Origin of the sequence: Balneatrix alpica DSM 16621 (assembly GCF_000619885.1) — a bacterium.
In the GTDB taxonomy this organism is placed as follows: domain Bacteria; phylum Pseudomonadota; class Gammaproteobacteria; order Pseudomonadales; family Balneatricaceae; genus Balneatrix; species Balneatrix alpica.
In genome coordinates this window covers 1-24,315 of the sequence record NZ_KK211041.1, presented here as the reverse complement: position 1 = coordinate 24,315, position 24,315 = coordinate 1, and the positions used below count along the sequence as shown (strand labels likewise).

At 54.0% G+C, this 24,315-nt stretch carries 26 protein-coding genes, 1 rRNA gene and 1 other RNA gene; 13 read left to right on the top strand and 15 right to left on the bottom strand.

Features of this window, described 5'->3' with window-relative positions; all coding sequences use genetic code 11:
- The first annotated feature begins 66 nt into the window (after nt 1-66).
- A complete protein-coding gene (locus Q334_RS19450) occupies nt 67-504 on the top strand; it encodes a GNAT family N-acetyltransferase (protein ID WP_051527872.1) in 438 nt (145 codons plus the stop codon).
- A 142-nt stretch (nt 505-646) separates the two neighbouring features.
- Here Q334_RS19450 and trhO read toward each other — a convergent pair whose 3' ends face one another.
- Nucleotides 647-1,636 carry an oxygen-dependent tRNA uridine(34) hydroxylase TrhO gene (gene trhO / locus Q334_RS0115580; RefSeq protein ID WP_027314025.1) on the bottom strand — a complete coding sequence of 330 codons (990 nt, stop codon included), beginning with the start codon at nt 1,634-1,636 and terminating at the stop codon, nt 647-649.
- Nucleotides 1,637-1,715: 79 nt separating this feature from the next.
- Entirely contained in the window at nt 1,716-2,624 is a 909-nt protein-coding gene (locus tag Q334_RS0115575; RefSeq protein ID WP_027314024.1) for a DMT family transporter, read from the bottom strand.
- Nucleotides 2,625-2,842: 218 nt separating this feature from the next.
- Here Q334_RS0115575 and Q334_RS0115570 point away from each other — a divergent pair, with 218 nt between their 5' ends.
- Together Q334_RS0115570 and Q334_RS0115565 are read left to right on the top strand one after the other, a co-directional pair.
- On the top strand, nt 2,843-3,718 hold the full coding sequence (locus Q334_RS0115570) for an AraC family transcriptional regulator (protein ID WP_027314023.1): 876 nt from the start codon (nt 2,843-2,845) through the stop codon (nt 3,716-3,718).
- A 50-nt stretch (nt 3,719-3,768) separates the two neighbouring features.
- The gene (locus Q334_RS0115565) at nt 3,769-4,485 is read left to right on the top strand and encodes an SDR family NAD(P)-dependent oxidoreductase (RefSeq protein ID WP_035461841.1); all 717 of its coding nucleotides are present in this window, start codon (nt 3,769-3,771) and stop codon (nt 4,483-4,485) included.
- Between the two features lie 43 nt (nt 4,486-4,528).
- On the opposite strand, the gene Q334_RS0115560 is transcribed toward Q334_RS0115565, so the two are convergent.
- From Q334_RS0115560 to Q334_RS0115535, 6 genes are read right to left on the bottom strand one after another with little or no spacing between them, the layout of a single operon-like run.
- On the bottom strand, nt 4,529-5,734 hold the full coding sequence (locus tag Q334_RS0115560; protein ID WP_027314021.1) for a tetratricopeptide repeat protein: 1,206 nt from the start codon (nt 5,732-5,734) through the stop codon (nt 4,529-4,531).
- Nucleotides 5,735-5,744: 10 nt separating this feature from the next.
- Entirely contained in the window at nt 5,745-6,506 is a 762-nt protein-coding gene (locus tag Q334_RS20175) for an energy transducer TonB (protein ID WP_051527871.1), read from the bottom strand.
- Nucleotides 6,503-6,922 (bottom strand): ExbD/TolR family protein, encoded by a 420-nt coding sequence (locus tag Q334_RS0115550; protein WP_027314020.1) that lies wholly within the window; start codon nt 6,920-6,922, stop codon nt 6,503-6,505. The genes Q334_RS20175 and Q334_RS0115550 overlap by 4 nt, the downstream gene beginning before the upstream one ends.
- Before the next feature lies 1 nt (nt 6,923).
- Nucleotides 6,924-7,448 carry a MotA/TolQ/ExbB proton channel family protein gene (locus Q334_RS0115545; RefSeq protein ID WP_051527870.1) on the bottom strand — a complete coding sequence of 175 codons (525 nt, stop codon included), beginning with the start codon at nt 7,446-7,448 and terminating at the stop codon, nt 6,924-6,926.
- Nucleotides 7,438-8,787, bottom strand: a complete 1,350-nt coding sequence (locus Q334_RS0115540) for a MotA/TolQ/ExbB proton channel family protein (RefSeq protein WP_027314018.1) — start codon at nt 8,785-8,787, stop codon at nt 7,438-7,440. The genes Q334_RS0115545 and Q334_RS0115540 overlap by 11 nt, the downstream gene beginning before the upstream one ends.
- Complete coding sequence (locus tag Q334_RS0115535; protein ID WP_027314017.1) at nt 8,784-9,515, bottom strand: DUF3450 domain-containing protein; 732 nt, start codon at nt 9,513-9,515, stop codon at nt 8,784-8,786. The genes Q334_RS0115540 and Q334_RS0115535 overlap by 4 nt, the downstream gene beginning before the upstream one ends.
- A 332-nt stretch (nt 9,516-9,847) precedes the next feature.
- Here Q334_RS0115535 and Q334_RS19440 point away from each other — a divergent pair, with 332 nt between their 5' ends.
- Nucleotides 9,848-10,549, top strand: coding sequence for a response regulator transcription factor (locus Q334_RS19440; RefSeq protein WP_035461840.1), 702 nt, complete (start codon nt 9,848-9,850; stop codon nt 10,547-10,549).
- 48 nt (nt 10,550-10,597) lie between these two features.
- Here Q334_RS19440 and Q334_RS0115525 read toward each other — a convergent pair whose 3' ends face one another.
- The gene (locus Q334_RS0115525; RefSeq protein ID WP_211249564.1) at nt 10,598-11,095 is read right to left on the bottom strand and encodes a GNAT family N-acetyltransferase; all 498 of its coding nucleotides are present in this window, start codon (nt 11,093-11,095) and stop codon (nt 10,598-10,600) included.
- 32 nt (nt 11,096-11,127) lie between these two features.
- Nucleotides 11,128-12,135 (bottom strand): GTP 3',8-cyclase MoaA, encoded by a 1,008-nt coding sequence (gene moaA / locus Q334_RS0115520; RefSeq protein ID WP_027314015.1) that lies wholly within the window; start codon nt 12,133-12,135, stop codon nt 11,128-11,130.
- A 133-nt stretch (nt 12,136-12,268) separates the two neighbouring features.
- Between moaA and Q334_RS0115515 the strand changes: the two genes are divergently transcribed.
- The gene (locus tag Q334_RS0115515) at nt 12,269-12,886 is read left to right on the top strand and encodes a TetR/AcrR family transcriptional regulator (protein ID WP_027314014.1); all 618 of its coding nucleotides are present in this window, start codon (nt 12,269-12,271) and stop codon (nt 12,884-12,886) included.
- Between the two features lie 3 nt (nt 12,887-12,889).
- On the opposite strand, the gene aceB is transcribed toward Q334_RS0115515, so the two are convergent.
- A complete protein-coding gene (gene aceB / locus Q334_RS0115510) occupies nt 12,890-14,503 on the bottom strand; it encodes a malate synthase A (RefSeq protein ID WP_027314013.1) in 1,614 nt (537 codons plus the stop codon).
- Between the two features lie 209 nt (nt 14,504-14,712).
- On the opposite strand from aceB, the gene Q334_RS0115505 reads away from it, so the two are divergent.
- Both Q334_RS0115505 and Q334_RS0115500 read left to right on the top strand, forming a co-directional pair.
- Complete coding sequence (locus Q334_RS0115505) at nt 14,713-15,264, top strand: hypothetical protein (RefSeq protein ID WP_027314012.1); 552 nt, start codon at nt 14,713-14,715, stop codon at nt 15,262-15,264.
- Between the two features lie 44 nt (nt 15,265-15,308).
- The gene (locus tag Q334_RS0115500; protein WP_027314011.1) at nt 15,309-15,899 is read left to right on the top strand and encodes a hypothetical protein; all 591 of its coding nucleotides are present in this window, start codon (nt 15,309-15,311) and stop codon (nt 15,897-15,899) included.
- Between the two features lie 59 nt (nt 15,900-15,958).
- Here the strand turns inward: Q334_RS0115500 and leuA are convergent, their stop codons facing one another.
- Complete coding sequence (leuA, locus tag Q334_RS0115495; RefSeq protein ID WP_027314010.1) at nt 15,959-17,626, bottom strand: 2-isopropylmalate synthase; 1,668 nt, start codon at nt 17,624-17,626, stop codon at nt 15,959-15,961.
- Nucleotides 17,627-17,909: 283 nt separating this feature from the next.
- Here leuA and Q334_RS0115490 point away from each other — a divergent pair, with 283 nt between their 5' ends.
- From Q334_RS0115490 to Q334_RS0115465, 6 genes are all read left to right on the top strand, one after another.
- Nucleotides 17,910-18,401 carry an Lrp/AsnC family transcriptional regulator gene (locus tag Q334_RS0115490; RefSeq protein WP_027314009.1) on the top strand — a complete coding sequence of 164 codons (492 nt, stop codon included), beginning with the start codon at nt 17,910-17,912 and terminating at the stop codon, nt 18,399-18,401.
- Between the two features lie 85 nt (nt 18,402-18,486).
- Complete coding sequence (locus Q334_RS0115485) at nt 18,487-19,023, top strand: DUF2058 domain-containing protein (RefSeq protein WP_027314008.1); 537 nt, start codon at nt 18,487-18,489, stop codon at nt 19,021-19,023.
- A 4-nt stretch (nt 19,024-19,027) separates the two neighbouring features.
- Nucleotides 19,028-20,365, top strand: a complete 1,338-nt coding sequence (locus tag Q334_RS0115480) for a DUF2868 domain-containing protein (protein WP_027314007.1) — start codon at nt 19,028-19,030, stop codon at nt 20,363-20,365.
- The gene (locus Q334_RS19435; protein WP_051527869.1) at nt 20,362-21,750 is read left to right on the top strand and encodes a GTPase/DUF3482 domain-containing protein; all 1,389 of its coding nucleotides are present in this window, start codon (nt 20,362-20,364) and stop codon (nt 21,748-21,750) included. Before Q334_RS0115480 ends, Q334_RS19435 begins: the two co-directional genes overlap by 4 nt.
- A 101-nt stretch (nt 21,751-21,851) precedes the next feature.
- Nucleotides 21,852-22,238 carry a hypothetical protein gene (locus Q334_RS0115470; RefSeq protein ID WP_027314006.1) on the top strand — a complete coding sequence of 129 codons (387 nt, stop codon included), beginning with the start codon at nt 21,852-21,854 and terminating at the stop codon, nt 22,236-22,238.
- Nucleotides 22,239-22,465: 227 nt separating this feature from the next.
- The gene (locus tag Q334_RS0115465) at nt 22,466-22,675 is read left to right on the top strand and encodes a cold-shock protein (protein ID WP_027314005.1); all 210 of its coding nucleotides are present in this window, start codon (nt 22,466-22,468) and stop codon (nt 22,673-22,675) included.
- A gap of 107 nt (nt 22,676-22,782) precedes the next feature.
- On the opposite strand, the gene ssrA is transcribed toward Q334_RS0115465, so the two are convergent.
- The 3 genes from ssrA to rrf all read right to left on the bottom strand — a co-directional run bounded on the left by ssrA (nt 22,783) and on the right by rrf (nt 24,215).
- Nucleotides 22,783-23,143, bottom strand: a transfer-messenger RNA (tmRNA) gene (gene ssrA / locus Q334_RS20350).
- A gap of 168 nt (nt 23,144-23,311) precedes the next feature.
- On the bottom strand, nt 23,312-23,575 hold the full coding sequence (locus Q334_RS0115460) for a ComEA family DNA-binding protein (protein ID WP_027314004.1): 264 nt from the start codon (nt 23,573-23,575) through the stop codon (nt 23,312-23,314).
- A 524-nt stretch (nt 23,576-24,099) separates the two neighbouring features.
- Nucleotides 24,100-24,215, bottom strand: a 5S ribosomal RNA gene (gene rrf / locus Q334_RS0115450).
- Nucleotides 24,216-24,315 lie beyond the last annotated feature (100 nt).

Here is a 24,315-nt window from a genome sequence, read left to right as displayed (position 1 = left end):
TCTTTTTTAAGCGGAGACAGGCCTGCTAAGCTCTAGGCGATCATGCTGCGACAAAGGAAAGGCCAGATGTCCTCATTGCAATATCGTTGGAGTGCTGCCGAGCAAGCCAGCTTGCACACCGCTGCGCTGGTGGCACAGGTGCGTCAGTTTAATTTTGCCGTGGTCGGCCCCTATGAATTCAGTCCCAAGGTCTTGGCGGTGTATGACAGGGATCAACTCTGTGCTGGGGTGGCTGCCCACTTTGGCCTGGGCTGGCTCAGCATTGAGGCACTCTGGGTAGCGGAGCCCTTACGTGGTCAGGGCATTGCCCAGCAACTGCTGAAAGAGTTGGAGCAGCAGGCCCGTATTGCTGAGCTACGCTATGCCAAGGTTGAAACGGCGAGCTTCCAGGCTCGGGGGTTCTATGAAAAGCAGGGCTATCGAGTGTATGCCGAGCTGGAGGATTACCCCCCAGGCCACAGCTACTTTTATCTGCGGAAAAATCTACATGACAGCCTTGGCTAACCGCTACACGCCCAGATCGCAGGGGCCAGATCACAGCGGGGAGGGAAAAAAGCGAATACCTGCATGCATGCCAACAATGAAGGGACCGCGCCACTAAAGAAACCCTGCCTCCAGTGGCGGCGGTATCTAGTCTGATAAACGCTTAATCCTGAGCGAGGCGTTGCTGCTGTTCCTTGCGGCGGGCCTCTTTCAACTGACGGCGCTGCTCCATCACATCCTGCACCTCAGCACCGAGATGGGCTTCCCCACGCTCCTTAGCAATGCGCAACTGACGCTCACGTTCAGCAAAGCGCTTGATCTGCTCTTCACTGTGTTTACCGTAGCACTGGTGGCAGCTCACCCCCTGTTGATAATGGGGATGCTGTTTATCCGCTTCCGTAATAGGGCGACGACAGGCGTGGCACTGATCATAACCGCTCTTCTCCAAACGGTGATTGACCGCCACCCGGTTATCAAACACGAAGCAGTCTCCTTGCCACAGGCTCTGCTCCTCTGGCACCTCCTCCAGATACTTGAGGATGCCACCTTCCAGGTGGTACACCTCCTCAAAACCCAGCTCTTTCAGGTAGGCGGTCGACTTCTCACAACGAATGCCACCGGTACAGAACATCGCTACCTTTTTGTGCTTGGCTGGGTCGAGGTTTTCCTTCACATACTGGGGAAACTCGCGAAAGGTTTCGGTTTTCGGATTAATCGCCCCTTTAAAGGTACCAATCTCAACCTCGTAGTCATTACGGGTATCCACCAGCACCACCTCGGGGTCAGAGATCAGCTGATTCCACTCCTTGGGTTTCACATAGGTTCCCACCACTTTACGCGGATCAACACCTTCCACCCCCAGGGTGACGATTTCTTTCTTCAGTTTGACCTTGGTGCGGTAGAAGGGCATTTCTTCATCAAACGACTCCTTCCAGCTCAGGTCCGCCAAACGCTCATCCTGGCGCAACCACGCCAGCAGGTTGTCGATCCCTTCACGGCTGGAGGCAACCGTACCATTGATTCCTTCTTTCGCCAGCAGCAGGGTTCCCCGCACTTGATTGGCTTCCATTACCGCCAGTAAGGGCGCGCGCAGCGCCTCAAAATCTTCCAGGGTAACGAACTTATAGAGGGCACAAACAACAACTTGAGACATACAGGGCTCCTTTGCGCGCTGGAACGTAAAACCAGTGCAAAATTTGAGCGGCGCATTTTACTCAGCCCTGCTGTCAGGCTCAAGCCTTGCCACTGCTCATGGCCAGGGCGGCGCTTTTCTGTTTGGGCTGCCAGAACATCACGGCATTGCCAAGCAGGATCAGCAGCAGCCCCAGCAGGGCTGACGGACTCCATTGGTATCCCTCAAACCAGGTGGAAATCGTCAAGGCCACCAGCGGAAAGAGTACCGTGGCATAGGCGGCCTGCCCTGCACCAATCCGTCCAACCAACGCAAAGTAAGTACCAAAGGCCACCACTGAACCAAACACCGCCAGATAAAACAGGGAGCCCAGGTACTGCCAAGAGGTATCCAGACTAAACTCCGCTCCGCTTAACCAGGCGATCATCAGCATTGCCCAGGCACCGTAGCTCATGGCATAGGCATTGGTGGAGAGCAAATCCAAACCACGCTTTTGGTGACGGGCCGACAGCATATTGCCCAGGGAGAAACCATAGGTGCCCAGCAGTGCACAGCCCACGCCAAAGAGCACATCCCAATTCAGCTGTTCAGCGCTCAGATCTCGCCAGAACAGGCTAACCATACCGACGATGCCTAATGCATTGGCCAATAGCAGACGCGGCCGAATCGGTTGACGGAAAAAGATCACGCCATTGATGGCGTTAAACAGGATGGCCATCGAGAACACCACCGAGCAAAGCCCGCTGGAGATATAACCGGTGGCGGTATAGAACAGGTAGAAGTTAAGGCAAAACACACATAGCCCTTGCAACATGCAAAAACCATGGTCGCGTCCGCTAATCCGCTTCAGCCGTCCCGTTAAGGCCAATACCGTCAGCAACAATGAGGCAGCTAAAGCAAAGCGGTAAAACACTGAGACGGGTACCGCCACCTCACCGAGCTGCCAGGCAATGGCAATCCAGGTGGTGCCCCAAATCAGTACCGTAGTGAGATAAAGTAGCCAGGTCATCGCGCTTTCTCCTGCATTGTCCTTGCTGATAGGCTTACATCGCCGGTTTCGCATAGATAGCAGCCAAGCTTAACCATAGCCCACCCCTTTGCCTTGCCTGTTCTTGCTCCTACCTCAAAGGATTTGTCTATTCTTGCGCTTTTTTGCCCGCACAGATTTGGGCGAAAGCCTACTGCAGGGGTACACTGGCCAAGCCCTTTAATTGCACGGCGACCACCATGCGTGACTATCAGCTCTTGCGTCATTTGCAAAAGCATAAAGCTCAACTGCTACAGCATACCCAGCTGGATAACGGCATGGGGCTGGCGCATTGGTACAACAGTCACGACCGAGTCGAGATCGAACGACCGTTGCATCACACCCTCAGTCTGTACGTCAATGATGGTTATGAATCTTACCGCCAACGGGGACAGCACTGGTTTAATGGCGGAGGGCCCGATCACTTCTGCCTGATGCCTAGGCAACAAGCTTCCTGTTGGGATATCCGTGGACCGCTGGAGTTTGTCCATCTCTACTTTACCGATCAGCATCTACGTCAGCTGGCCGAGCAGGTATGGGATAAGAGCCCCAACAGCTTGCGCCTGGATGAAAAAACCTTTGCCCAGGATGCACGCATCACCAGTCTCTATCGCCACTTTGTCCTGACCTGTCACTGGCAGGCCAATGAAGATCGCCTGTTGCTGGAGCAAAGCAGTCAACTCCTGCTCACTCATCTGTTGCAGCATTACAGCCAATACCAATGGCAAACCCCGCGATTAAGCGGAGGACTGGCGCCTTACCTGCTACAGCGACTGCGGGATTACATTGAGGCTCACTTAGCCTCCCCCCTCACTCTCCCTGAGCTAGCACAAGTATGTGGCCTGAGCGAATATCACTTTGCCCGCATGTTCAAGCACAGTTTGGGAGTCCCCCCGCACCAGTATGTGCTGCAACGCCGCTTAACCCGCGCCCAAGACTTGCTGCGCAGCTCAAGCCTCAGCCTGACGGATATTGCTCAGCACTGTGGTTTTGCTTCCTCCAGCCACTTTAGTCACCGCTTTCGCCAACAGCAGGGCTGTAGTCCCTCCCAATGGCGCTTGCAGCAGAGTAGCTGATCTAACCCGCCACTGCTCGCGTAAGGGAAGGACGTAGCAGGAGGGTTAAAATGCGCTCAATTCTGATTAGCGGTGGGGGTAGCGCCATTGCTCAAGCTCTGATTGAAAGGTTATTACTCCAACCAACCCAGGTGTATGTGCTAAGCCGCCAACCTTGTCCTCTACGCTGGCATCGCCTGCAGCATCTCCATTGGCTACAGCTGGACTTATTAGAACAAGCTCCGCAATTGACGTCCTGGTTAGCCCAGCAACAAACCCTGCCAGAATGGGTCATTCACTGCCAAGGAGTCTTGCAAGATGAGCGCATAACGCCAGAGAAATGCCTGCAAGATGTGGCAGAACAGTCCCTCCAGCACGCGCTCAACATCAATCTCTACACGGCCATTGCCTTGTGCCAGCAACTGCAGGTATTGATGCCACGCCAGCATCCATTGCGAATGCTACTGCTATCTGCCAAGGTCGGCTCCATTACGGATAACCGCAGTGGTGGTTGGTATAGTTACCGCATCAGCAAGGCGGCACTGAATATGTTTGTCAAAACCCTCAGCATTGAGTGGCAACGCCGCTTCCCCCAGGCGCTGCTAGCTGCAGTACATCCTGGTACTACCGACACCCCGTTGTCCGCTCCCTATCAGGCGCGGATTGCCAAGGATAAGCTTTACTCTCCCGCCTTAACTGCCAGTCGCCTGCTGCACATCCTCCATCAGATGCACCCTAAGCAGCATGGCACACTGTTAAACTGGGATGGCCAACCTTTACCCTGGTAAAGAAAGGCATCGGCTGTTTGAGCAACACCCAAGACGTAGACCGCTAGCCCTGACGCTGGGCAATATAGTCCAGCCAAAGTTGGGCCTGAGCGGATTGCGGCTGCTGCGCTAAAGCTTGCTGCAAGGCCTGTTCAGCCTCCTGCCAGCGTTGTTGATGGGCCAGGGCAATACCACGCAGGGTAAAAGCTGTGGCAAGATCGGCCTGGGGGGTAGCCAACACCTGCTCTAGAGTGTGTAAAGCGGGTTGCCACTGCCGCAACTGCAACTGTAATTGTGCCAATCGTAATAACCAGGGCGGGGTTTGTGGCTGCAGCTCAGCCATTGCCACCAGTACAGCCAGCCCCTGCTCATAGGCTTTGGCTTGTAGATACGCATCCGCCAAGTGTTGTTGCCAAACTAAACTGGCAGGCAAATGTTGCTCTGCCATTGCCTGCTGCAGCACTTCCGCCGCCCGCATAGGTAAACCTTGATGACGGTAAAGCTGCTGCAATAACTCAATCCCCTGCTCATCCAGCAACCGCTGTTGCCATGCCAGCCGCAAGCTGGCCAAGGCTTGCGAATGCTGCCCTGCACGTATCTGCAAGTTGGCTAACTGTAGCCAAGCCGCACCGTCCTGCGGTTGTTGGTGCTCTAGCCAATGTTGCTGCCAGCGGGCAGCGCCAGGGTAATCTTGCTCCGCTACCGCGGTTGCCACCGCCAATTGCAACAGCGGCGCCGCTTCAGCCTGACGCCACCAAGCAGAGGGCACCGTTTCCAACAACCGCAATAGCGCCTGTTTTTGCCCTAGCTGCTGATACCCCTGAGCCAGAGCCAGATAATCAACCAACTCCACCCCTGACTTCGCTTGCTTCTGCGCCCACTGCAACCAGTCCGCCAACCCGGTAGTACCCGCCTGCCACTGCTGTTGGTGCAACTGCACACGTGCCAGCGCATGTTGCACCTGACGTTGATCCTGGCTGGGCAGCGCTTGCTCTGCCAGCGCTCGCTGGAAAGCCCGCTCCGCCTGCGGTAACTGCTTCTGCTGCAGGTATATTTGCCCTTTACTCTGCCAGGCGAGTGCCCGTGCATAGGCTTGCTTACTCTCGCTTAAAGGCTGCAGAGCCTGTAGTGCCTTCTCCCAGTTAGCCGCGGCGATGAGCTCCTGCGCTTGGGTAAACTTCTTATACAGCTGGGGGGGCAGGCTGGGTTGTGCCGCCCACAGCGGCAGGCTCAGACAACAGAGCAGCAGTAACGAGTAACGTGCCTTCATATCCTTCACCTTAAGACTTTAAGCGGAATTCCAGGGTTTGCCGGGCACGAAAGCTCACCCCCTGTCCTTGCTCTAACCTGGGTTTGAAGCGCCAACGATAAATCGCTTGGAGCACCCCCCGCTCAAAATAACCCTGGGGCTGCGCTTCAATGATTTTGGCACTGCCAGGCCGAACTCGGCCGTCGGCCTCCACGGTAAACTCCACGGTTACCTTGCCCTCAATGCGCCGGCGTAATGCACGGTTGGGGTAATCTGGCGGTACCTTACTTAGCGCCTGCGCTTCCATACTCAGCCCTTGGCTCGCAGGCACCGCCGGCGGAGCGGGACGGGGCTCGGCCTTAGCAACAGGCTTTGCACTAGGCTGTGCTGGAGCCGGTTCTGCCTTGGCGACAGGAGGCTTAGCAGGCTTCGGCTTCTCTACCCTGACCTTTTCCACCAGCACCTGATCCAAACGTACTTGTACATCCAGTGGCAAACGGATATCTGGCTCCGCTAAGGCCAGCGGGGGAGGATCCAGCTGGGGCAGAACCGGTTCTGTGAGCTCCAGACTTTGCGGTAGCTCGGCACTGGGTGGAGGGGGCGGGGGCGGCTCCGCTGCTGGCGGCGTGGCCTCCAATAATTCCGGGGCCATACCGAACTCCATCTGCAGTGGCTGCCAGTCCGGTTGCAGGGATTCCTGCTGCGGCAATACCAGTCGGGCCATCAGCGTAAACAGGGCCAGGGATAACAGTAGCGCCAACACCAGGGCAGCGCCTCGAACACTCAACCTCATGGCTGGCTACCTGCCCCCTGAGTGGCAACCGCGACCTTGGTTATCCCGGCCAAACGCACCTGATCCATGACCGCTATCAGGGTGCCAGTGGCCGCACGGCTGTCCGCCTGCACTACCACTGCAGTATCCGGCTGCTCAACCTGTACCCGCTCCATCGCCAAACGAAGCTGAGCGATGGCGATGGGCTGACGATCCAGCCAGACCTGCCCCTGGGCATCGATACCAATCAGGACACCAACCGCCGATTGTTGCTGACCACTTTCGGCCAAGGGACGCTGAATCTCGATCCCCGACTCCCGTACAAAGGAGGTGGTGACGATGAAAAAGATCAGCATGATAAAGACCACATCCAACATGGGGGTCAGGTTGACATCGGCATCCTCTTCCTGGCTGCCAAACAAATTGCGACTACGCATGTTATCCCTTTCTGATCTGTTGCAAGGTCAGCTGTAAATAGGCTTGCTGACGACGGGCCCAGGACTGCCATTGGCTCAATGCCAACATCCCGCTGACGGCAATAACCATGCCTGCTAGCGTTGGCAAGGTCGCTTTGGCAACGCCGGCCGCCATCAGTCTGGGATTAGCACTGCCACTTTGAGCCAGCACATCAAATACCTGAATCATGCCACTCACCGTGCCGAGTAATCCCACTAACGGGCTCAGAGCAATCAGGGTTTTAATCAACCCCTGGCCTTGCTCAAGCGCCTGTCTGGCATCGCAGACCCTGGCCTGTAGATAGCTACCTAAGGGCCCTGGCAGTTGCTGCGCCAAGAGTTGTTGCCAGCCCCGCCAATACCAATAACGAAAGGCAAAGCGCTCAATCAGCAAAGTCCAGAGCAGAATGCTCAACAGCAAAATGGCGTAGAGCACCCATCCGCCCTGTTGAAAGAACTGGCTCAGCGCCTGCTGCCAGGCCTGCCAGCCCCAAAGTTCAGGCAGCATGGCGGGGACGCTCCTGTTGCCCCTGCTGCTCCCAGCGCTGGGCCAGGGCACTCAGGCTTTTCTCCTGCAGCACTTGCAACAAGCGCCGACTCCGTCCCTGCACCAGGGTGTGGCAGAACAACAGGGGAATCGCTACCACTAGGCCTTGTACCGTGGTTACCAGAGCCTGGGAGATCCCACCCGCCATCAGGCGGGGGTCACTGGTACCAAACAGGGTAATGCTCTGGAAGGTACCAATCATGCCGGTCACCGTTCCCAACAGACCCAGCAAGGGCGCGACCGCCGCCAGCAGTTTCAGCAGCGCAATACCCCGCTCCAGTCGCGGCAATTCCCGCAGAATCGCCTCATCCACACGGACCTCCAACTCTTCCGCTTGCAGGCGGGCTTCTCCCACATGGGCCAATACCCGCCCCAAAGGATTATCCAATCGCCATTGCTTGCTCTTTAACTGACGCCGCACCTGCCAGGAGGTACGCAATAGCATGATGACCCGCACTAGCGCCACCAGCATGCCAATCGCACCGAGTGCCAGAATGACATAGCCCACCAGCCCCCCCTGGGCAATACGCTCAAGCAGACTGGGCTGACGCTGCAATAATTCCAGCACCTGACCACGGCTGGGGTCTAACCACAGTGCAGGCTGTTGTTGCGCCAGCCAGGGTGCAGCCGAGTCGGGTTGACGCGCCCACTGTAAAAGTTGTTGCTGTTTAGGGTCATAGCCTAGGTATTGCCCCTGAGCGGTCAGTACCTGCCAGTTACCCAAACGCCATAGATCGCCTTGCTGGCGTTGGCCATCACTGCCCACCCAGCTGCCGCTAAAGCTACTAACCTGCGCCGAAGCACTGATCTCCTGCTCCAACAAATACCAAAGGCCTTCAATCGCACTCACATCCGGCAACCGCGACGAGTCGGTAAAATCCAACAGGCTCAGGCGCTGCGGATATTGTGCAGTAACGGCTGACTCCGCCAGCTGTGGTCGCAGCTCTTTGCCATGTTGACGAACTACAGCAAACACCTCTGCCACCTGGCCGCTTTGCTCCTGCAGTTGCTGACGCAACGCATGCAAGCGTGCCTGGTTATCGCTATAGCTCTGCTGCAGTTGCTGTTGGCGTTGATCCTGTGCGGCAACCTCGGCTCTCAACTGCTCCAACAGTTGCTGCTGTTGTTGCTGATCCTCACTGAAGGCAGTTAAACGAGCCCGATCCCGTTGCACATCCTGCCGGGTAAAGGCCTCCACTTCGGCACGTAACTGCTGCAATGTAACGGGATGAGTATCAGCCTGAACCTGGCTCAGACCAGCCCAACTGACAATCAATAGCAAGGCGGACCAGGGTTTCATTGGCTAACCTCCTGGTGGTTGGCTAAGGGAAGTTTCAGCAGTTCTGGACTGGCCTGCTGCCACGCCACTTTTAAGCCCTGGCTAATGGCAGAGTTGAACTCTGCTGGTAGCGGCTGCCAGCCCTGCCCTGCTTGCCAATAACCACTGTGCTGACCATCCAGCGTTTGGTAGTACCAACCCAAGCGCCCCAGGCGCAGATAATTGACCTGACGTTGCTGCTGTTGTTGCTCTAGCACACCCTGCCAGGCACTGAACTGACGACTTAAATCCACTTCAAAACGATAAGCATCCAACACCAACCGATATTGCTCAGCCAGACTAATATCGGCCTGCCACAGACTCTGTTGTAAGTCTGTCAGGCGTTGCTGGCGCTCCTGCTGCTGAAAAGGAATATCCACGGCCAGACTGCGCGCCAAACTCTTTTCCATTTTTAACAACAAGGGCAGCAAAGCCTGCTGACTGCCCGCCAGCGAATCCAACTGAGTTTGTACATCCACCAGCTCTTGCTGTTGTTGCTGCAGACGCTTTTGCAACTGCTCGCTATAGGCTTGGCCCAACTCCAGCGCTTGTTGCAAACGCTCATATTCGGCTTGCGCCGCTAATGTTTCGGCACTGCTCTGGTCGATTTGCTGCTGCAATTGCTGACTCTGCTGATGTGCCTGCTCCACTTGCTGACTCAACTGCGGCAACTGTTGTGCCTGAGTGGTAGTGATCGCTAAGCCACTCATTGCTAAACCCAGCAAGATCAAAGACGGAAATTTGCATAGCGGCCATGGCGAGCAGGAGTCCATCCCCCTGCGCCGATTAGAGTAAATGCCCACAGTCTGAGGTTCCATAACATCAAAAAGGCTAATAGAATTGATAATAATTATATTTTAGTTTTAACAAACTCACTAAGACCACCGTCTTTACACTCGTAACAGCCGTCCCTTTGCTCTATGGCAAAGCCGGGTTACGCCAGCGGATACCACGACGGATGACACTCACCTAGTCGCTCAGCGGCTGTAGGTACCTTGCTTTGTTAAAGAAGCGCTTTGTGGAAAAAGGTTTGTGGAAGAATATGGCTGATCTCTTACTCCTGGATACTGACCCTCACCTAGGCGAGTCTTTACAGCCCCTGTTAAGACGCCTTGGCCACCATCTGGTGCAACGCCGCGATGCCCAAGCCGCACTGTTAGCAGCCTACAGTGGTCACTATGACCTGATTGTGTTGAACCCTCAGCTACCAGCTCAGCAGGATCTCAATCTACTGAACCGCCTCCGCCGCCGTCTCTCCTGCCCCATCCTCATGCTGACTGAGCCGCCAATCAGCGAAGAATATGCAACTGAAAACATAGACTTTGCCTCACCCTGCAGCAGCGCCGAACTCATTAGTCACATTGAAGCTTTATTAAGGAAAGTCGAGATGGAAAAGCAGACCAGACTCCGCCACTCATCCCCCGTACTGCAGGTTGGTGAACTGGTTTTACAGTGTCGTGATTTTGTCTGCTTATGGAGAGGCCAGCCTTTAGCGCTAACCGATACAGAGTTTCGCCTACTGGCGGTACTGTTGGAAAACCAGGGTGAAGCCTTGTCGAAAAACTTGCTCTATCAGCAAGTGCTAAACCGCGCTTTCAGCCGCTATGACCGCACCCTGGATATGCATATGAGTAACTTACGTAGGAAACTGCAATTAGCAGGACATCCCCGCCAATGGCTGGAAACTGTGCGTGGAGTCGGCTATCGCTACCACATTGCCCATCCTTTAGCGCATGCGGGCTAAACCACTGGCTGGATCAGCCCTCCTGTGGCGAGGCACTGTCATGCCAAGCTAATGAATGGGCACAAACAACTGTACCGGTGGCTCTCCAGCGAACAAGGCTAGATGTTGTTGATAACGTAGCCCCAGGCGCTGCAATAGATACTCGGAGGGCAAGTTGCCCTCACTGACAATGGCCACAATTTTGTTTAGCCCCAACTGTTGATAACCATACTTCAGCACCGCCTGACAGGCCTCACGGGCATAGCCTTTACCACGATGCTGAGGCAGTAAGGCGTAGCCGATTTCGACATCGCTCATTCCTTCACGGCGGAGCAAACCGCAAATTCCAACAGCCATCCCTGAGCGCAAACTGACCTTATATAAGCCAAAACCAAACCGGGCATAGCTGGCTAGCGGCCCCTTTTCGATATAGTCCTCAGCCTGGGCCAAGGTATGTATTCGCTTATCGCCAATATGACGAATACAGTCCGCATCATTCATCAGGGTCAGAATAAAGTCGGCATCCTCGGTCTCCAGATGCGTCAGGCTCAAACGCGAGGTAGTCATTATCTGCATCCCTTCCTCCCCCTAGGGGGTGGTTAGCCCCCGGTCATATTCATAAAACGCACAACCTGTACCTCATCAGTATGGCTGAAATTATGACGTTCGGGCTTTATTTGCATCGCTTGCAGCAACCGTTGCTTTAACGCTGCTTTATCACCGGGGTAAGCACGCAGGGTGCCACGCAAGTCCAATGCCTGCTCATTGCCAAGGCAGAGCACTAATTGTCCTTCAGCGGTCACTCTTACTCGATTGCAGTCCGCACAAAAGTTATGGCTGTAAGGAGAGATTAAGCCCACTAAAGAGGCACTATCGGCAAAGCTGTAATAACGCGCCGGACCACCGCTGCGGTAAGGGCTAGGCTGTAAGGCATAGTGCTGGTTCAACAGCTGTAATACCTGGTCAGAGTCAAAAAAATGCTGACTGCGACTATAGCTGCTTTGCATCTGTCCCAACGGCATTTCCTCGATAAAACTGATATCGAATCCTTGCCGCCGGGCAAAGGCCACCAAGGGTAGGATCTGCTGCTCATTCACCCCTTGCTGCACCACGGTGTTGAGTTTAATGCGTTTAAAGCCCTGTTGGCGCGCCGCCTCAAGCCCCGCCAGCACTTGGGACAAATCGCCTTTGCGAGTCAGCTGACGAAAAGCAACGGGATCAAGCGTATCCAGACTGATGTTGAGGCGATCCACCCCTGCCTCTTTCAACTCGGCCGCCATCCGCGCTAATTGTGAGCCATTAGTGGTCAAGACCAACTCACGCAGGCCACGCGCCTTTAACTGCCCCAGGCGTTGTAATAACCAACCCAGATTACGCCGGACCAATGGTTCCCCACCGGTAATACGCAGTTTGGTCACCCCTAGCTCCACCAGCACCTCCGCCAAGAGGGCAATTTCCTCCAGGCTCAGCACCTGTTCGCGGGGCAGAAAGGTCATCTCTTCCGCCATGCAGTAGTGGCAGCGGAAGTCACAGCGGTCTGTCACCGATAGGCGCACATAATTAATCTGACGCCCCCAGCGATCTATCAACCTATTGGCCTGCTCCATCGAATACTCCTTACCTCCCCCCCTTAACCGTGGCTTGATCTTGAGCAGAACAAGCCTTTGTCACAATTGACTCGGGAGTCAAACCGAGTACTCTGTGCGCTTTCGAGCGCCCAGCTAAGGTGTGAAGCTTTGCATGTCTAGAATTCGTGAAAAAAACGAGCAGATCATTCTGCAAGCGGCCAGCCAAGTCTTTGCTGATAAAGGCTATGCCGCCACCAAAACCCTGGATGTGGCCAAACTCTCTGGCCTGCCGAAAACCAATATTTATTACTACTTCAAAACCAAAGAGAACCTTTATCGCTCGGTCTTGGAGAGCCTGGTCGAACCCTTACTCGAGGCATCTCGTCCATTTGAGGACAATCCGGAGGACCCGGTTAAGGCTCTCTCCGCCTATATTCGCGCCAAGGTACGGATCTCCCGCGACTATCCCTTTGCCTCCAAGGTTTTCGCCAATGAAATCATGCATGGCGCCCCCCACATGCCGGAGGAGGTGATGACTCAACTCAACCAGCAAACCCAGCAACTAGCCGCCTGTATCGACAACTGGGTGGCCCAGGGACGGATGGCAAAAGTTAGCGCCCATCACTTACTCTTTACCATCTGGGCTGCCACCCAAACCTATGCTGACTTTGAGTGGCAGATTTGCGCCGCCCTGGGTAAGCCACGCCTGGATGAACAGGACTTTGACGAAGCAACTCGCCTGATCACCCGGTTAGTCTTGCGTGGCTGTGATCTTCCGGTTAGCACCTAAATATCAGGCGAGGTAGCGATACCCCGGCAGGGTCAAAAAGTCTGCCAACTGCGGGGCGCAGGTTAGCTCAGCAAAGAGTACCTGCGCCTGGTCAAAGCGACTCTGGGCCATGCGTTCAGCCCCCAGCTCCTGCGCCAAACCTTGCATCTCCTCCTGCAGCAGTTGCTGGAACAGCGCCACCGTAACAGGACGACCATCGTCCAAGCACACCCCATGCTTGAGCCACTGCCAAAGTGCAGTACGGGAGATTTCAGCGGTGGCGGCGTCTTCCATCAAACCATAGATGGGCACACAGCCCTTACCGGAAATCCAAGCCTCGATATATTGCAGCGCCACCCGGATATTTTTGCGCATCCCCGCTTCATCTTTTGGCCCGTCACAGGGCTGCAACAAATCCTCTGCTCGGATAGGCGCATCTTCACTGCGCAGCTTATCCAACTGATTGGGACGCTCCCCCAGATGACGGTCAAATACCGCCATCGCGGTGCTGACCAAACCAGGATGCGCCACCCAAGTACCGTCATGACCATTACGCGCTTCTAATTCCTTATCTGCACGCACCTTGGCCAATACCTGCTGCATTTGTTGCGGGTCTTTGCTGGGAATAAAAGCCGCCATCCCTCCCATCGCCAGGGCACCACGACGGTGGGTGGTCTGGATTAGCAAGCGTGAATAAGCATTGAGGAAGGGTTTATCCATCCCCAGGCTATGCCGGTCTGGCAAGATGCGGTCTGGATGCTGACGCAGAGTTTTGATGTAACTGAAGATATAGTCCCAGCGGCCACAGTTCATCGCCACGATATGCTCACGCATGACGTAAAGCATTTCCTCCATCTGGAACACCGCCGGCAGGGTCTCAATCAGAACCGTGGCACGGATACTACCGCGCGCAACCTGGAAGAAGTCCTCCGTAAAACAAAATACGGCCTCCCACCACTTCGCTTCTTCCATGGTCTGTAGCTTGGGTAGGTAGTAATAGACTCCAGTACCTTTAGCCAATCTAGCTTGATAGTTGTGTACAAAATAGAGAGCAAAGTCCATCAAGCAACCGGGAATACTCTCCCCTTGATATTGAATATGACGCTCATCCAGATGCAGCCCCCTAGGCCTGGCAATTAACACCGCCGGATTAGCCTGCAAGGCATAATGCTTACCATCTGGGCTCTGATAGCTGAGTTCACCACGATTGGCATCACGCAGATTGATTTGCCCTTCCACCATATTGGCCCAAGTAGGTGCGGTAGCATCCTCAAAACAGCACATGAATACCTTGGCGCCCGAGTTCAGTGCATTAATCACCATCTTACGCTCGACTGGGCCGGTTATTTCTACTCGACGATCCAACAAATCTGCCGGGATAGGAGCTACTCGCCAGCTAGTATCCTGCCGAATCGCTTGAGTATCCGCTCGAAAACCCGGTAACTCCCCCGCATCATAGCGTGCCTGTTGCTGCTCTCTGGCCTGCAGTAAACGTGTGCGATAGGGAGCAAAGCGTTCGACTAACTGACGCAGAAAGTCCAACGCGGGTTCGCTAAGAATTTGCTCATATCCTGGGCCCATAGCGCCAGTCAGGGTTAAACCCGCTCTGATTTGGGGGCGAAGCTGCTCTGCGTTCACGATTTACCTCGACAAGCCATCACTAACAACATTCGTTTAACTTTTGATGAACATAATCAACTTAAATATTCTCAATATCAAGGCATTTTTGTACACAAAAATAAATCCATGTAGATACAAATAACTCCACCCGCCTTACTACATCTGCCACTAAGGAAAGCATGCTAGACTGCTGGCTTGGTCGTTAAGCCAGCTAGTAGAGGCGTTTGATGCGTCACCGTGCTTTGTCGATAAAGTGTTATTGCCTTGCCTGGCTAATAGCCTGGCTACCTCTCAATAGCCAAGCCGAGAGCCAGGAAGAGCGCTATGAATTGATTGAAACGCAGCAGGACTGGTTTGTTGGGGTACGCTATGACACCTCAGGCAAGGCCCAGTATTTTGCCACCACACCCCAGGGCAATGAGCCAGGCCGGGGGCGCACCCAGTTCACCCTGGTATGCATGCCAGCCGATGCACCCGAGCCTTTGCTCGCCCTGGTGGAAAGCCAGGACTATTTACCCGCAGGTGCTACACTGGTTCACTTTGAGACGTTGAATGGGCCATTGCGACAGCAACATCTGTTCCGCAAGTTCTCGGCAAGTGACCCTAATATCAGCCTGTTTTTACCAAAAAACGCTGATTTTATTGAATACATTCAACGATCCACGCCCTACTTTGTCCTCGCATATGCAACAGAGTCAGGGCAAGAGGCGCTACTGGCCTACTCTGGCAAAGGCTCACGCCAAGCCATTAACACCCTTAAGAAGCGCTGCTTTGAATAGGCGGCCTCATCACAACAACCTATAACAATAAGAAGGAGCAATCCATGTGGCGAGCTTGGTGCGCAGTCCTGCTGGTCGGGTACATGTTGATTGTCAGCACAACGCTTCGCGCGGCTGATCATCAGTTAGAAATCTTGGCGCAATACGGCGCCTGGGGAGTGGGAGTAAAACATGCGGAAGGCGGCCCACGCTTTTTCACTACCACCTTCCAGGCTAATGAGCCGGGCCGGCTGGAAACCAGCCTCACGCTGGTTTGCATCCCTCCGTTAGACAATCAGATTTTTGTGCTGATTGAGAGCGAAAAGCCGATTTCCGTCGGCAATAAGTTAGTGCAATTTCAACTGCGCAAAGAGCACTTCCAGACCGAATACTTTTTTGGCAAGAGTGATCCCCAGGATAACAATGTCTTTATGACCACTCGTATTGGCGAAGGCTTTATTCGCTACTTACAGCGTGCCGATCCCTATATCGCTATTGCCAGCGACTATGATCAACAAAACCTGCCGGGGGTGGAGCGTATCTTTGCTTACTCGACGGAAGGCTCGATTAAAGCAATTAAGCATTTACTCAAAGCCTGCACCGAAGCCGATGCACTGAAGCAGCAGGCATCCACCGATAGCGATAGCCCCTCCTAAACTCACAACCCGGCAGATGCCGGGTTGTAAGGGGTGATTACTTAGGACATATCGGCCGCTCAGGCACTCTGCTGCATGGCGGCTTGCTGTCTGGCCCGCTCGGCAGCATTCACCACCGCTTGCAGGGAGGCACTGACGACATCCCGTCCCTGGGCAACCCCAATCACCCGCTCACCATTGACCGCAGCGAGGATATAGGCCACCGCCTGGGATTGAGTGCCCTGAGTTAAGGCATGCTCAGCGTAGTCCAACACATCCACTTTATCGCCATAATGACGCTGCCAGGCATCCACCAAAGCACTCAAAGCGCCCTGACCCTCGCCCTGCAGTAACAGGCTCCCCGTGCTAGCCGCCAGCTCTACCTGCAAGCGCTCGTGCTGGGCATCCTGATCGAGATGGAAACGTTTAATCGCAGTACTGACCTGCAAATACTCTTGCTCAAACAGTGCGCTAATCTGCTCAGCACTGATCTCGGCACTCCGCACCTCCGCCTCCGCCTGCACCCGGCGGCTAAAGTCAATTTGCAGCCAGCGGGGTAGTTGCAGGCCCCGGTCCCGCTCCAACACATAGCTAACACCACCCTTACCTGACTGACTGTTAATGCGAATCACCGCCTCATAACTGCGCCCCAGATCCGCCGGGTCAATCGGTAAATAAGCCACATCCCAATAGGGCAGATCACGGGTGGCGGCCAGGCATTTACGAATCGCATCCTGGTGACTGCCGGAGAAGGCGGTATACACCAACTCTCCAGCATAGGGATGACGGGGGTGCAGTGAAATCTGGGTGCAGGCGCTCACCGTCGCGATGATTTCATCCATCGCGGATAAATCTAACCCTGGATCCACCCCCTGGCTGTAAAGGTTCATCGCCATCGTCACCAAGTCCATATTGCCGGTGCGCTCACCATTGCCCAGCAAGGTGCCTTCAATGCGATCGGCCCCGGCCAATACTGCCAGTTCAGCGGCTGCCACAGCGCAGCCACGATCATTATGGGTGTGGATAGAGAGGCTGTAGTGTTGACGGTACTGACTATGACGACAGAACCATTCCACCTGGTCGGCGAACACATTCGGTGTATTCACCTCCACGGTGGCCGGCAGGTTAATAATCAGCGGGCACTGACTTGGCAACCATTGCGCAATAACCGCATCACAGACCTCAACGGCAAAGTCGACTTCAGTGCAGCTAAAACTTTCAGGGGAATACTGAAAGCTCCACTGAGTCTGCGGATATTGCCGTGCATATTCCGCCACCCAGCGCGCCCCCTGAACCGCAATGCCCTTTACCCCGGCCCGATCGGTATTAAACACATACTGCCGCTGGGTAGGGTTGGTGGAGTTATACACATGCACAATCGCCTGCTTCACCCCACGTAAGGATTCATAGGTACGGGCAATCAGCTCTTCCCGTGCCTGCACCAGTACCTGAATGGTGACATCTTCGGGGATGCGGTTTTCCTCTATCAGCAAACGGACGAAATCAAAATCCGGCTGGGAGGCTGCCGGAAACCCCACCTCAATATGCTTGAAGCCAAGCTTGACCAGCAGTTCCCACATCCGCGTTTTCTGCTCAACATTCATCGGTTCAACCAATGCCTGGTTACCATCACGCAGATCAACGGCGCACCATTGTGGCGCCTGGCTCAGAGTGCGGTTAGGCCACTGACGGTCAGGCAAAGCGATAACGGGAGCGGGGCGATACTTGCGGTGATCAAAGCGAGACATAATGAAGTTCCTGGATCCTGGCGCGATGGCATCAAAAAGGTGGCCAGCCTGGGGGCGTGTCCGGTTAGACCGCCATCCTGACGACCCGGTAAGGTCGCGAACCCTCATCACGTAAGGGTAATGCGTGATGACTACCTCAGCTGGGTAAGCTGATTGGGCTCAGGCTTATGGCCATTTGCAAGCTATTATAAGTAAGCTTTACTGGAATTTGATTGCTATTTTGACCCACTCAAACACAAAATAAGACATATTCTGCCAACATAAATTTATAAATGGGCACATTATGCCAAGTTCAAAAATCACCAAATTAAACCGCCAGGATCAGCGCATTCTGGCAGTGCTGCAGCAACAGGGACGGATCAGCAATCAGGAGCTGGCCGAGCAAGTACAACTCTCCCCCTCCCCTTGCTTGCGCCGCGTCAAACGCCTGGAAGATGAAGGCATTATCGAAGGCTATCGCGCCCTGCTGAATGCCAAGAAGTTAGGCCTCAGCCTGATGGCTTTCATCCAGATCAGCATGGATCGCCATACCCCTGAGCGTTTTGCAGCCTTTGAAAGCCGGATCGCCCAGTACCCGGAAGTGCTGGAATGTCATCTGATTACCGGACAGTCCGCCGACTATCTTCTGAAAGTACTGGTGACCGATATGGAGGCTTATCAGGTGTTCTTGCTCAATAAAATCACCCGCATAGAAGGGGTCTCCGGTGTGCACTCAAGCTTTGTTATGAAAACCCCCATTCAGCAAACGGCATTGCCCTTAACTCATCTGAGCTAAGAGCGCATGTCTGCCACTGAGCTGGCTGTGCTATAGTGGCGGCCATTTGGGCCGGCCCGTGACAGTTTGCCAGCAGGAGGAAAACGTGGCCTCGTTACAAGATCAACTACTGAAAATGGGTGTGGTCAGCAAGCAAAAAGCTCAGCAGGCCAAAACTGAAAAGCGTAAGCAGCAAAAACAACAGAAAAACCAGCCTAAGGATGGCGAGCAGCTGAAAAGTGAGCTGGAACAGGAGCGTTTGGCCAAACAAGCCAAAGACCGCGAGCTGAACCAGCAACAAGCACAGGAAAAACAGCGCCGGGCGGCAGAGGCTGAGGTGCGCCAGCTCATTGAACAGCACCAGCAGAACATCCCCAAAGAGGCAGAAATTGCCTATAACTTTGTTCACGGCACTAAGGTAAAACGGCTGTATGTTACCCCTGCCCTACAAGACCAGCTGGCACGTGGCCAGCTGCAGATTGTGGTAGCGGACAAGGGCTATCGCCTGGTCAGTGCGGCAATTGCCGAACGCATTGCCGAACGCCTGCCAGAGCGGGCCATTGCCAACCAACGGCAAGAAGAAGATAACCATGCCGAGGATCCCTATGCCGACTTCGTGGTTCCTGATGATCTGATGTGGTAATCCCGTGCTGCCAACTACCCTGCTCAGCCACCTGCAACTGCTCTTGCGCCTTGAAGATCAATACCAACGTGATCGTCAACAAGAGCCGGATTGGCTGCATCGACGCGATCGTCAGCTAGCCTCTCAACTGCCTGCTGAGCCGACAGTGAAGCAACTGCAAGCTTGGCTGCAGCAGGTGGGCAGTACAGCGTCCTCCGAGCTGACGCTGCAACTATACCGCGGGCTCCAGTGGTTGAGCTTGCTTGGTTTCGTATTCGGCATTCTGAGTATGAGTGCGCTGCTGGCCTACGATGGCAGCAGCCGCCTCAACATCCTGTTACTACTGGGTTTTATTGCTGCGCAGCTATTGCTGACGCTGATGGCGAGCTACGCGAGTGTAAAGCCCCCTACACTCCCGCCACTATTCGCCAGCGGCCGTTTGCTCAGCTGGCTGATGCCTGCCTACCCACAGCTAGGCCCCCATTCGCCCCGGCTGGTGATGCTGGCATCCCACTATTTCAGTTGTCTGTTTAGCCTGGGTGCCCTGCTCTGCTTCCTCGTCACCCTTAGCCTGCAAGACCTTGCCTTTGGTTGGAGCACCACGCTGCAGTGGCACAGTGAGGAGTTTGCCCAGCTTCTCCATTACTTAGCCTGGCCTTGGGCCAGTTGGCTACCGGAAGCCTTACCCAGTCTTGAGCTGATTAGTGCCAGCCAGTTCTATCGTATTGAGCAAACCAGCATTACCGACCCCAGCGTGCTGGGCGGTTGGTGGCCCTATCTAGTGATGAGCTGGATAAGCTACGCCTTGCTACCGCGCCTGCTCCTGCTGCTTGCCAGCTTGCTACTCTGCCAGCGCAGCCTCCAGCAGCAATTGCTGCAGCATCCAGCCGCTCAAGGATTACAACAGCGGCTGAACACTCCCTGGGTCGAGTCCAGTAACCAGGCCAGGCAGGATTATCAGGCTCCCGCTTCGCATTTCATGGCCACCCACGCCGCACTCCCTAGCGAAGTGCAATATCTGCACTGGGGAGACGCTGGTTATCCACAGCTTGAGTTATCCCAACTACCCAAGGCCAGTCAGCAACTCCGAGCTGGCGGCCATCATGCTTTACAGCAGGATCAAAGAGCGCTTGAGGCGTTGGACGCTAATCCCCTGATGATTGTCTGCAAGGCTTGGGAGCCTCCCTTGGGCGAACTAAGCGACTTTATTCAACAAGCACTCATCCAGGTGCCAGCCGTTTGGCTACTTCCCCTGAATGAGCAACAGCAACCAGCGGCCCTGCCCCTGGAAAGCTGGCAGCTGTTTGTCCAGCGCCAACAACCTGCGGCAGTTTATCTATACCAGGTCGAGAGCCTGCCATGAGCACACCTCCTCGCTTTGCTGTGGTTGGTCACCCTAATAAGGGCAAGTCCAGTATTGTTGCCACCCTCAGCCAAAATGAGCAGATTCAGATTGCGGCCGAAGCCGGCACTACTCAGGTCAGCCAAGCCTATCCATTACAGGTAGATGGCCAAACCCTTTATGTCCTGATTGATACCCCAGGCTTTCAGCGAGCCCGGGCTGCCTTGGCCTGGCTACAAAGCCATAGTCAGGATGCCGCCGATCGCCCACAAACCTTGCGTGCCTTTGTTACCCAGCATCAGGGCCAGCAGCGCTTTAAAGATGAGTGTGAACTGCTCAAACCGCTATTAGAGGGGGCTGGCATTATCTATGTGGTCGATGGCTCTGTGCCCTATGGCCCGGAGTATGAAGCTGAGATGGAAATCCTACGCTGGAGTGGTCGACCCAGCATGGCCCTGATCAACCCCATCCGCAGCGACAGTCATGTAAGTGCCTGGCAAACAGCACTTGGACAGTACTTCCAAACCGTCAGAGTCTTTAACGCCCGCACGGCTGAGTTCGATAAACACCTAGCCCTGCTGCGTTGCTTTGGCCAGCTTGAGCCAGGCTGGGAAGCCCCACTAAATCAAGCGATTAGCGCACTTGAACAGCAGCATCAGTATCGCCATCAGCAAGCCGCCAACCTGATTGGCCAAATGATTCAAGACGCCCTTACCCATCAAATACAGACCCGCCTGAGCCAAGAACAGCAACGCGAACAGGTTGCCCAGCAGCTGCAACAACAATGGCAACAACAGCTTCGCCATCGCGAACAGCAATGCCGTCTCGCCATTGAGCACCTGTATCAGCACCAGCATCTACAACGCCAAGAAAGCGAGCTGGAACTTGAACAACCGGATCTGTTCGCTACGGATAGCTGGTACTTGTGGGGACTGAATAAAAAAGAGATGGTCGCTGTTGCCTCCGCTGGCGGCGCTGCGACTGGCCTGTTAGCCGATTTAGGAGTTGGAGGGAGCTCACTACTGCTAGGCACTCTTGGCGGCGGCATCGTAGCGGGTATTGGGGCTTGGCTATTTGCTGACGATATCGCCAAGAGCAAACTGAACAATAAAGCACTAGGGGGGCAGCAACTCAGCTATGGGCCAGCAACGCACCCCAACTTCCCCTTCGTTTTACTAGGACGAGCCTTACAACATTGGCAACAACTTATTCGTCGCAATCACGCTTGGCGTGAACCCCTCGTTCTGAGCGATCCGCCTCGCCAATGGCTCGAACAACTCGCTTTCGACGAACGCAAAAAACTCAATCAATGCTTCACTGCCCTTAGCAAACAGGCTCCGCAGAGTTTGAGTCGCTTCAACTCACTATGCCTGGAGATTATGCAAAAACTCGAAAAAGGCGCCTGATAGCCGCCAGAGCCCGCCAACACCTTGTCAAGCGAGCCCACCCACAACACAAACACTGTATGACCAATAGCCATACTGGTTAGCCCAGTAGAGGAGCGGTTATGCGCATCGCAACCATCTTACTCAGCCTTAGTCTCAGTACTCCTGTAATGGCAGCTGAGCTTCTTAATCTAAACCCAAGCCTCGCACTCGCTTTTAATCACAGCGATTATCAACTCATGCTGAAACGCATTGAGTACGGTCTCAACCGCGTACCAGATCAACGCTATACCGGCGTATTGCATCCCCACACCCGCACTGGGATTCTGGTGTACTTCTTTGGGGATCGTAGTGACAACTGCCGAGAGTTTAAGGCCGTGCTGTACAAACCTAACCATGAACAGCCTCATGAATCATTTCGCGGCCATGCCTGCCAAGATGGTATTCAACGCTTAGAACGGCGCCTGCTGGTCATAGAAGCGGGTGAAGAGGGGCGTCAACAACTCTAATTATCGCAGGGAGAACCGCATCCTCCCTGCTCATTTTGCATAGAGATCTGAAGCAATAAAATTGTCTTGACTCCCTCAAGTGGTGGTGTATAGTCCAGAGAGCCTAAAAATTGGGCTATATAATTAATGTTACGTAATTCGAAGTCCCCCTATAGTGCCTCGTCCTGTAACTGCTAATGTATACTCAATTTCGGCCGCTACCCTTTTCCAGAAATCAGGAATAAAAGATGTCTAACACTGTTACCGGTCAAGTAAAATTCTTCAACGAAACCAAAGGCTTCGGCTTTATCAAGCAGGATAACGGCCCTGACGTGTTCGTACACTTCAGCGCTATCCAGGGTGATGGCTTTAAGACTCTGGCTGAAGGTCAGACCGTACGCTTCAACATCACCCAGGGCAAAAAAGGTCCTCAGGCTGAGAACGTTGTAGCTGTATAAGCGCCGCGACAGCAAAAAAGCCGCTACACAGCGGCTTTTTTATTGCCTGAAAAAACATTCCTTTTCTCCAGGCATGAAAAAGCCCCACCCGTGGGTGAGGCTTGAATTGGTGGAGCTGGGGGGAATTGAACCCCCGTCCAACATCCATCTGAACCAAGGTCTACCTACCATAGCATTGTCTTTTATTTAACTAGGACAGACTCCGACACGCAGGATTCTGGCTAGCTGGCCTGATTAGGTTTTAGCGCTTCAGCTCCAGGCAAAGCATCCACGCGATCTTGTGTGAGATGACTCTTCGAACCCTGGCCCACAAGCAAGCACAGGTGAAGAGTCCGGCCTAATTAGGCGGCCAGAGCGTAGTTGTCGTCGTTTGCGACTATATGTTGGTACGGTTGATTTACGTGATCACGCACCGCTCACGGGAGGCACTTGGAGCATCCGCAACATTGTCGAATCCAGAACAGCCCCAAGAATGAGCATAATGATACTCCGATTATGCAGGAGTCTCCAGAACTTCTTTAAAATCAAAGCCATGAATAGAGAAGAGAAGAGAAGAGAAGAGAAGAGAAGAGAAGAGAAGAGTCAACCTGCCACATCTTTAAACACAACAAACTACGGCAGGTACAGCAAGAGAAACTATTTACTTACGATAATCTTGTCTTTGTTCTGCTCCAATGTAGCAGTACCTACCCCCTTCACCTGTAATAAATCTTCGATATTAGTGAAAGGACCATTTTGCTCTCGCCAAGCCACAATCGCTTCAGCCTTTTTTACACCAATGCCTTTCAAAGCATCAGCGATTTCTTGAGCGCTTGCCTTATTAATATCTACCTCACCAGCAGCCCAAGCTAATGAAGCCATCATACCCATCGCAAGCAATAATGTTTTTATCAACTTCATGAATATCTCCTTCTCAAAGATTGCGCTTTATCGCGCACCTACATCTTGGCAAATAAGAAACATATGTCAACGAATTATTACAATAAAATAAATAAGATCCGCTCACCCTGCAATGATCATGCTGCAATCCGCTTGGAGAGTGTCACTAAGGTATTCAATGGTGCAAGGAACGATCACACTCAACTGCATTAACAGCCGAGCTGTAGGCCAGAATCATGCTCACACCTACACCATCCAGAAATTTTATCTAGGTCAAAAACTCAAGCGGCGTGATTCGGCCAAGCAGAGTCTCCAATCCAATCTCTTGCAGATTTAGAAGCTCACTATGAAGGCCTAAAGGGGATTGAGCATCGTCAGGGTAGGTGTATGAGCAGCTTAAGCAATTGCGGGGTGATTAGCATCCATTCGCTAGCTGATTCCGGGGGAAGACTCGGGTGCATCAGCCGCCAAGCACAACTTCAAAACTAAACTCCAAAAAGCAAAAACCCCTGCCAGATGTCTGACAGGGGTTTCGCGTATTAGGCGCTTGGCGATGACCTACTCTCACATGGGGAAACCCCACACTACCATCGGCGCTGAGTCGTTTCACTTCTGAGTTCGGGATGGAATCAGGTGGTTCCAACTCGCTATGGTCGCCAAGCAATTCGGTTCAGGTCTCTCTGTCTTATGTCACGCTGTGACCGCAGGTTTACCTAAATTCTGGATCGTCTTCAGTTCGTTGTCGTCATCACAACATCTCA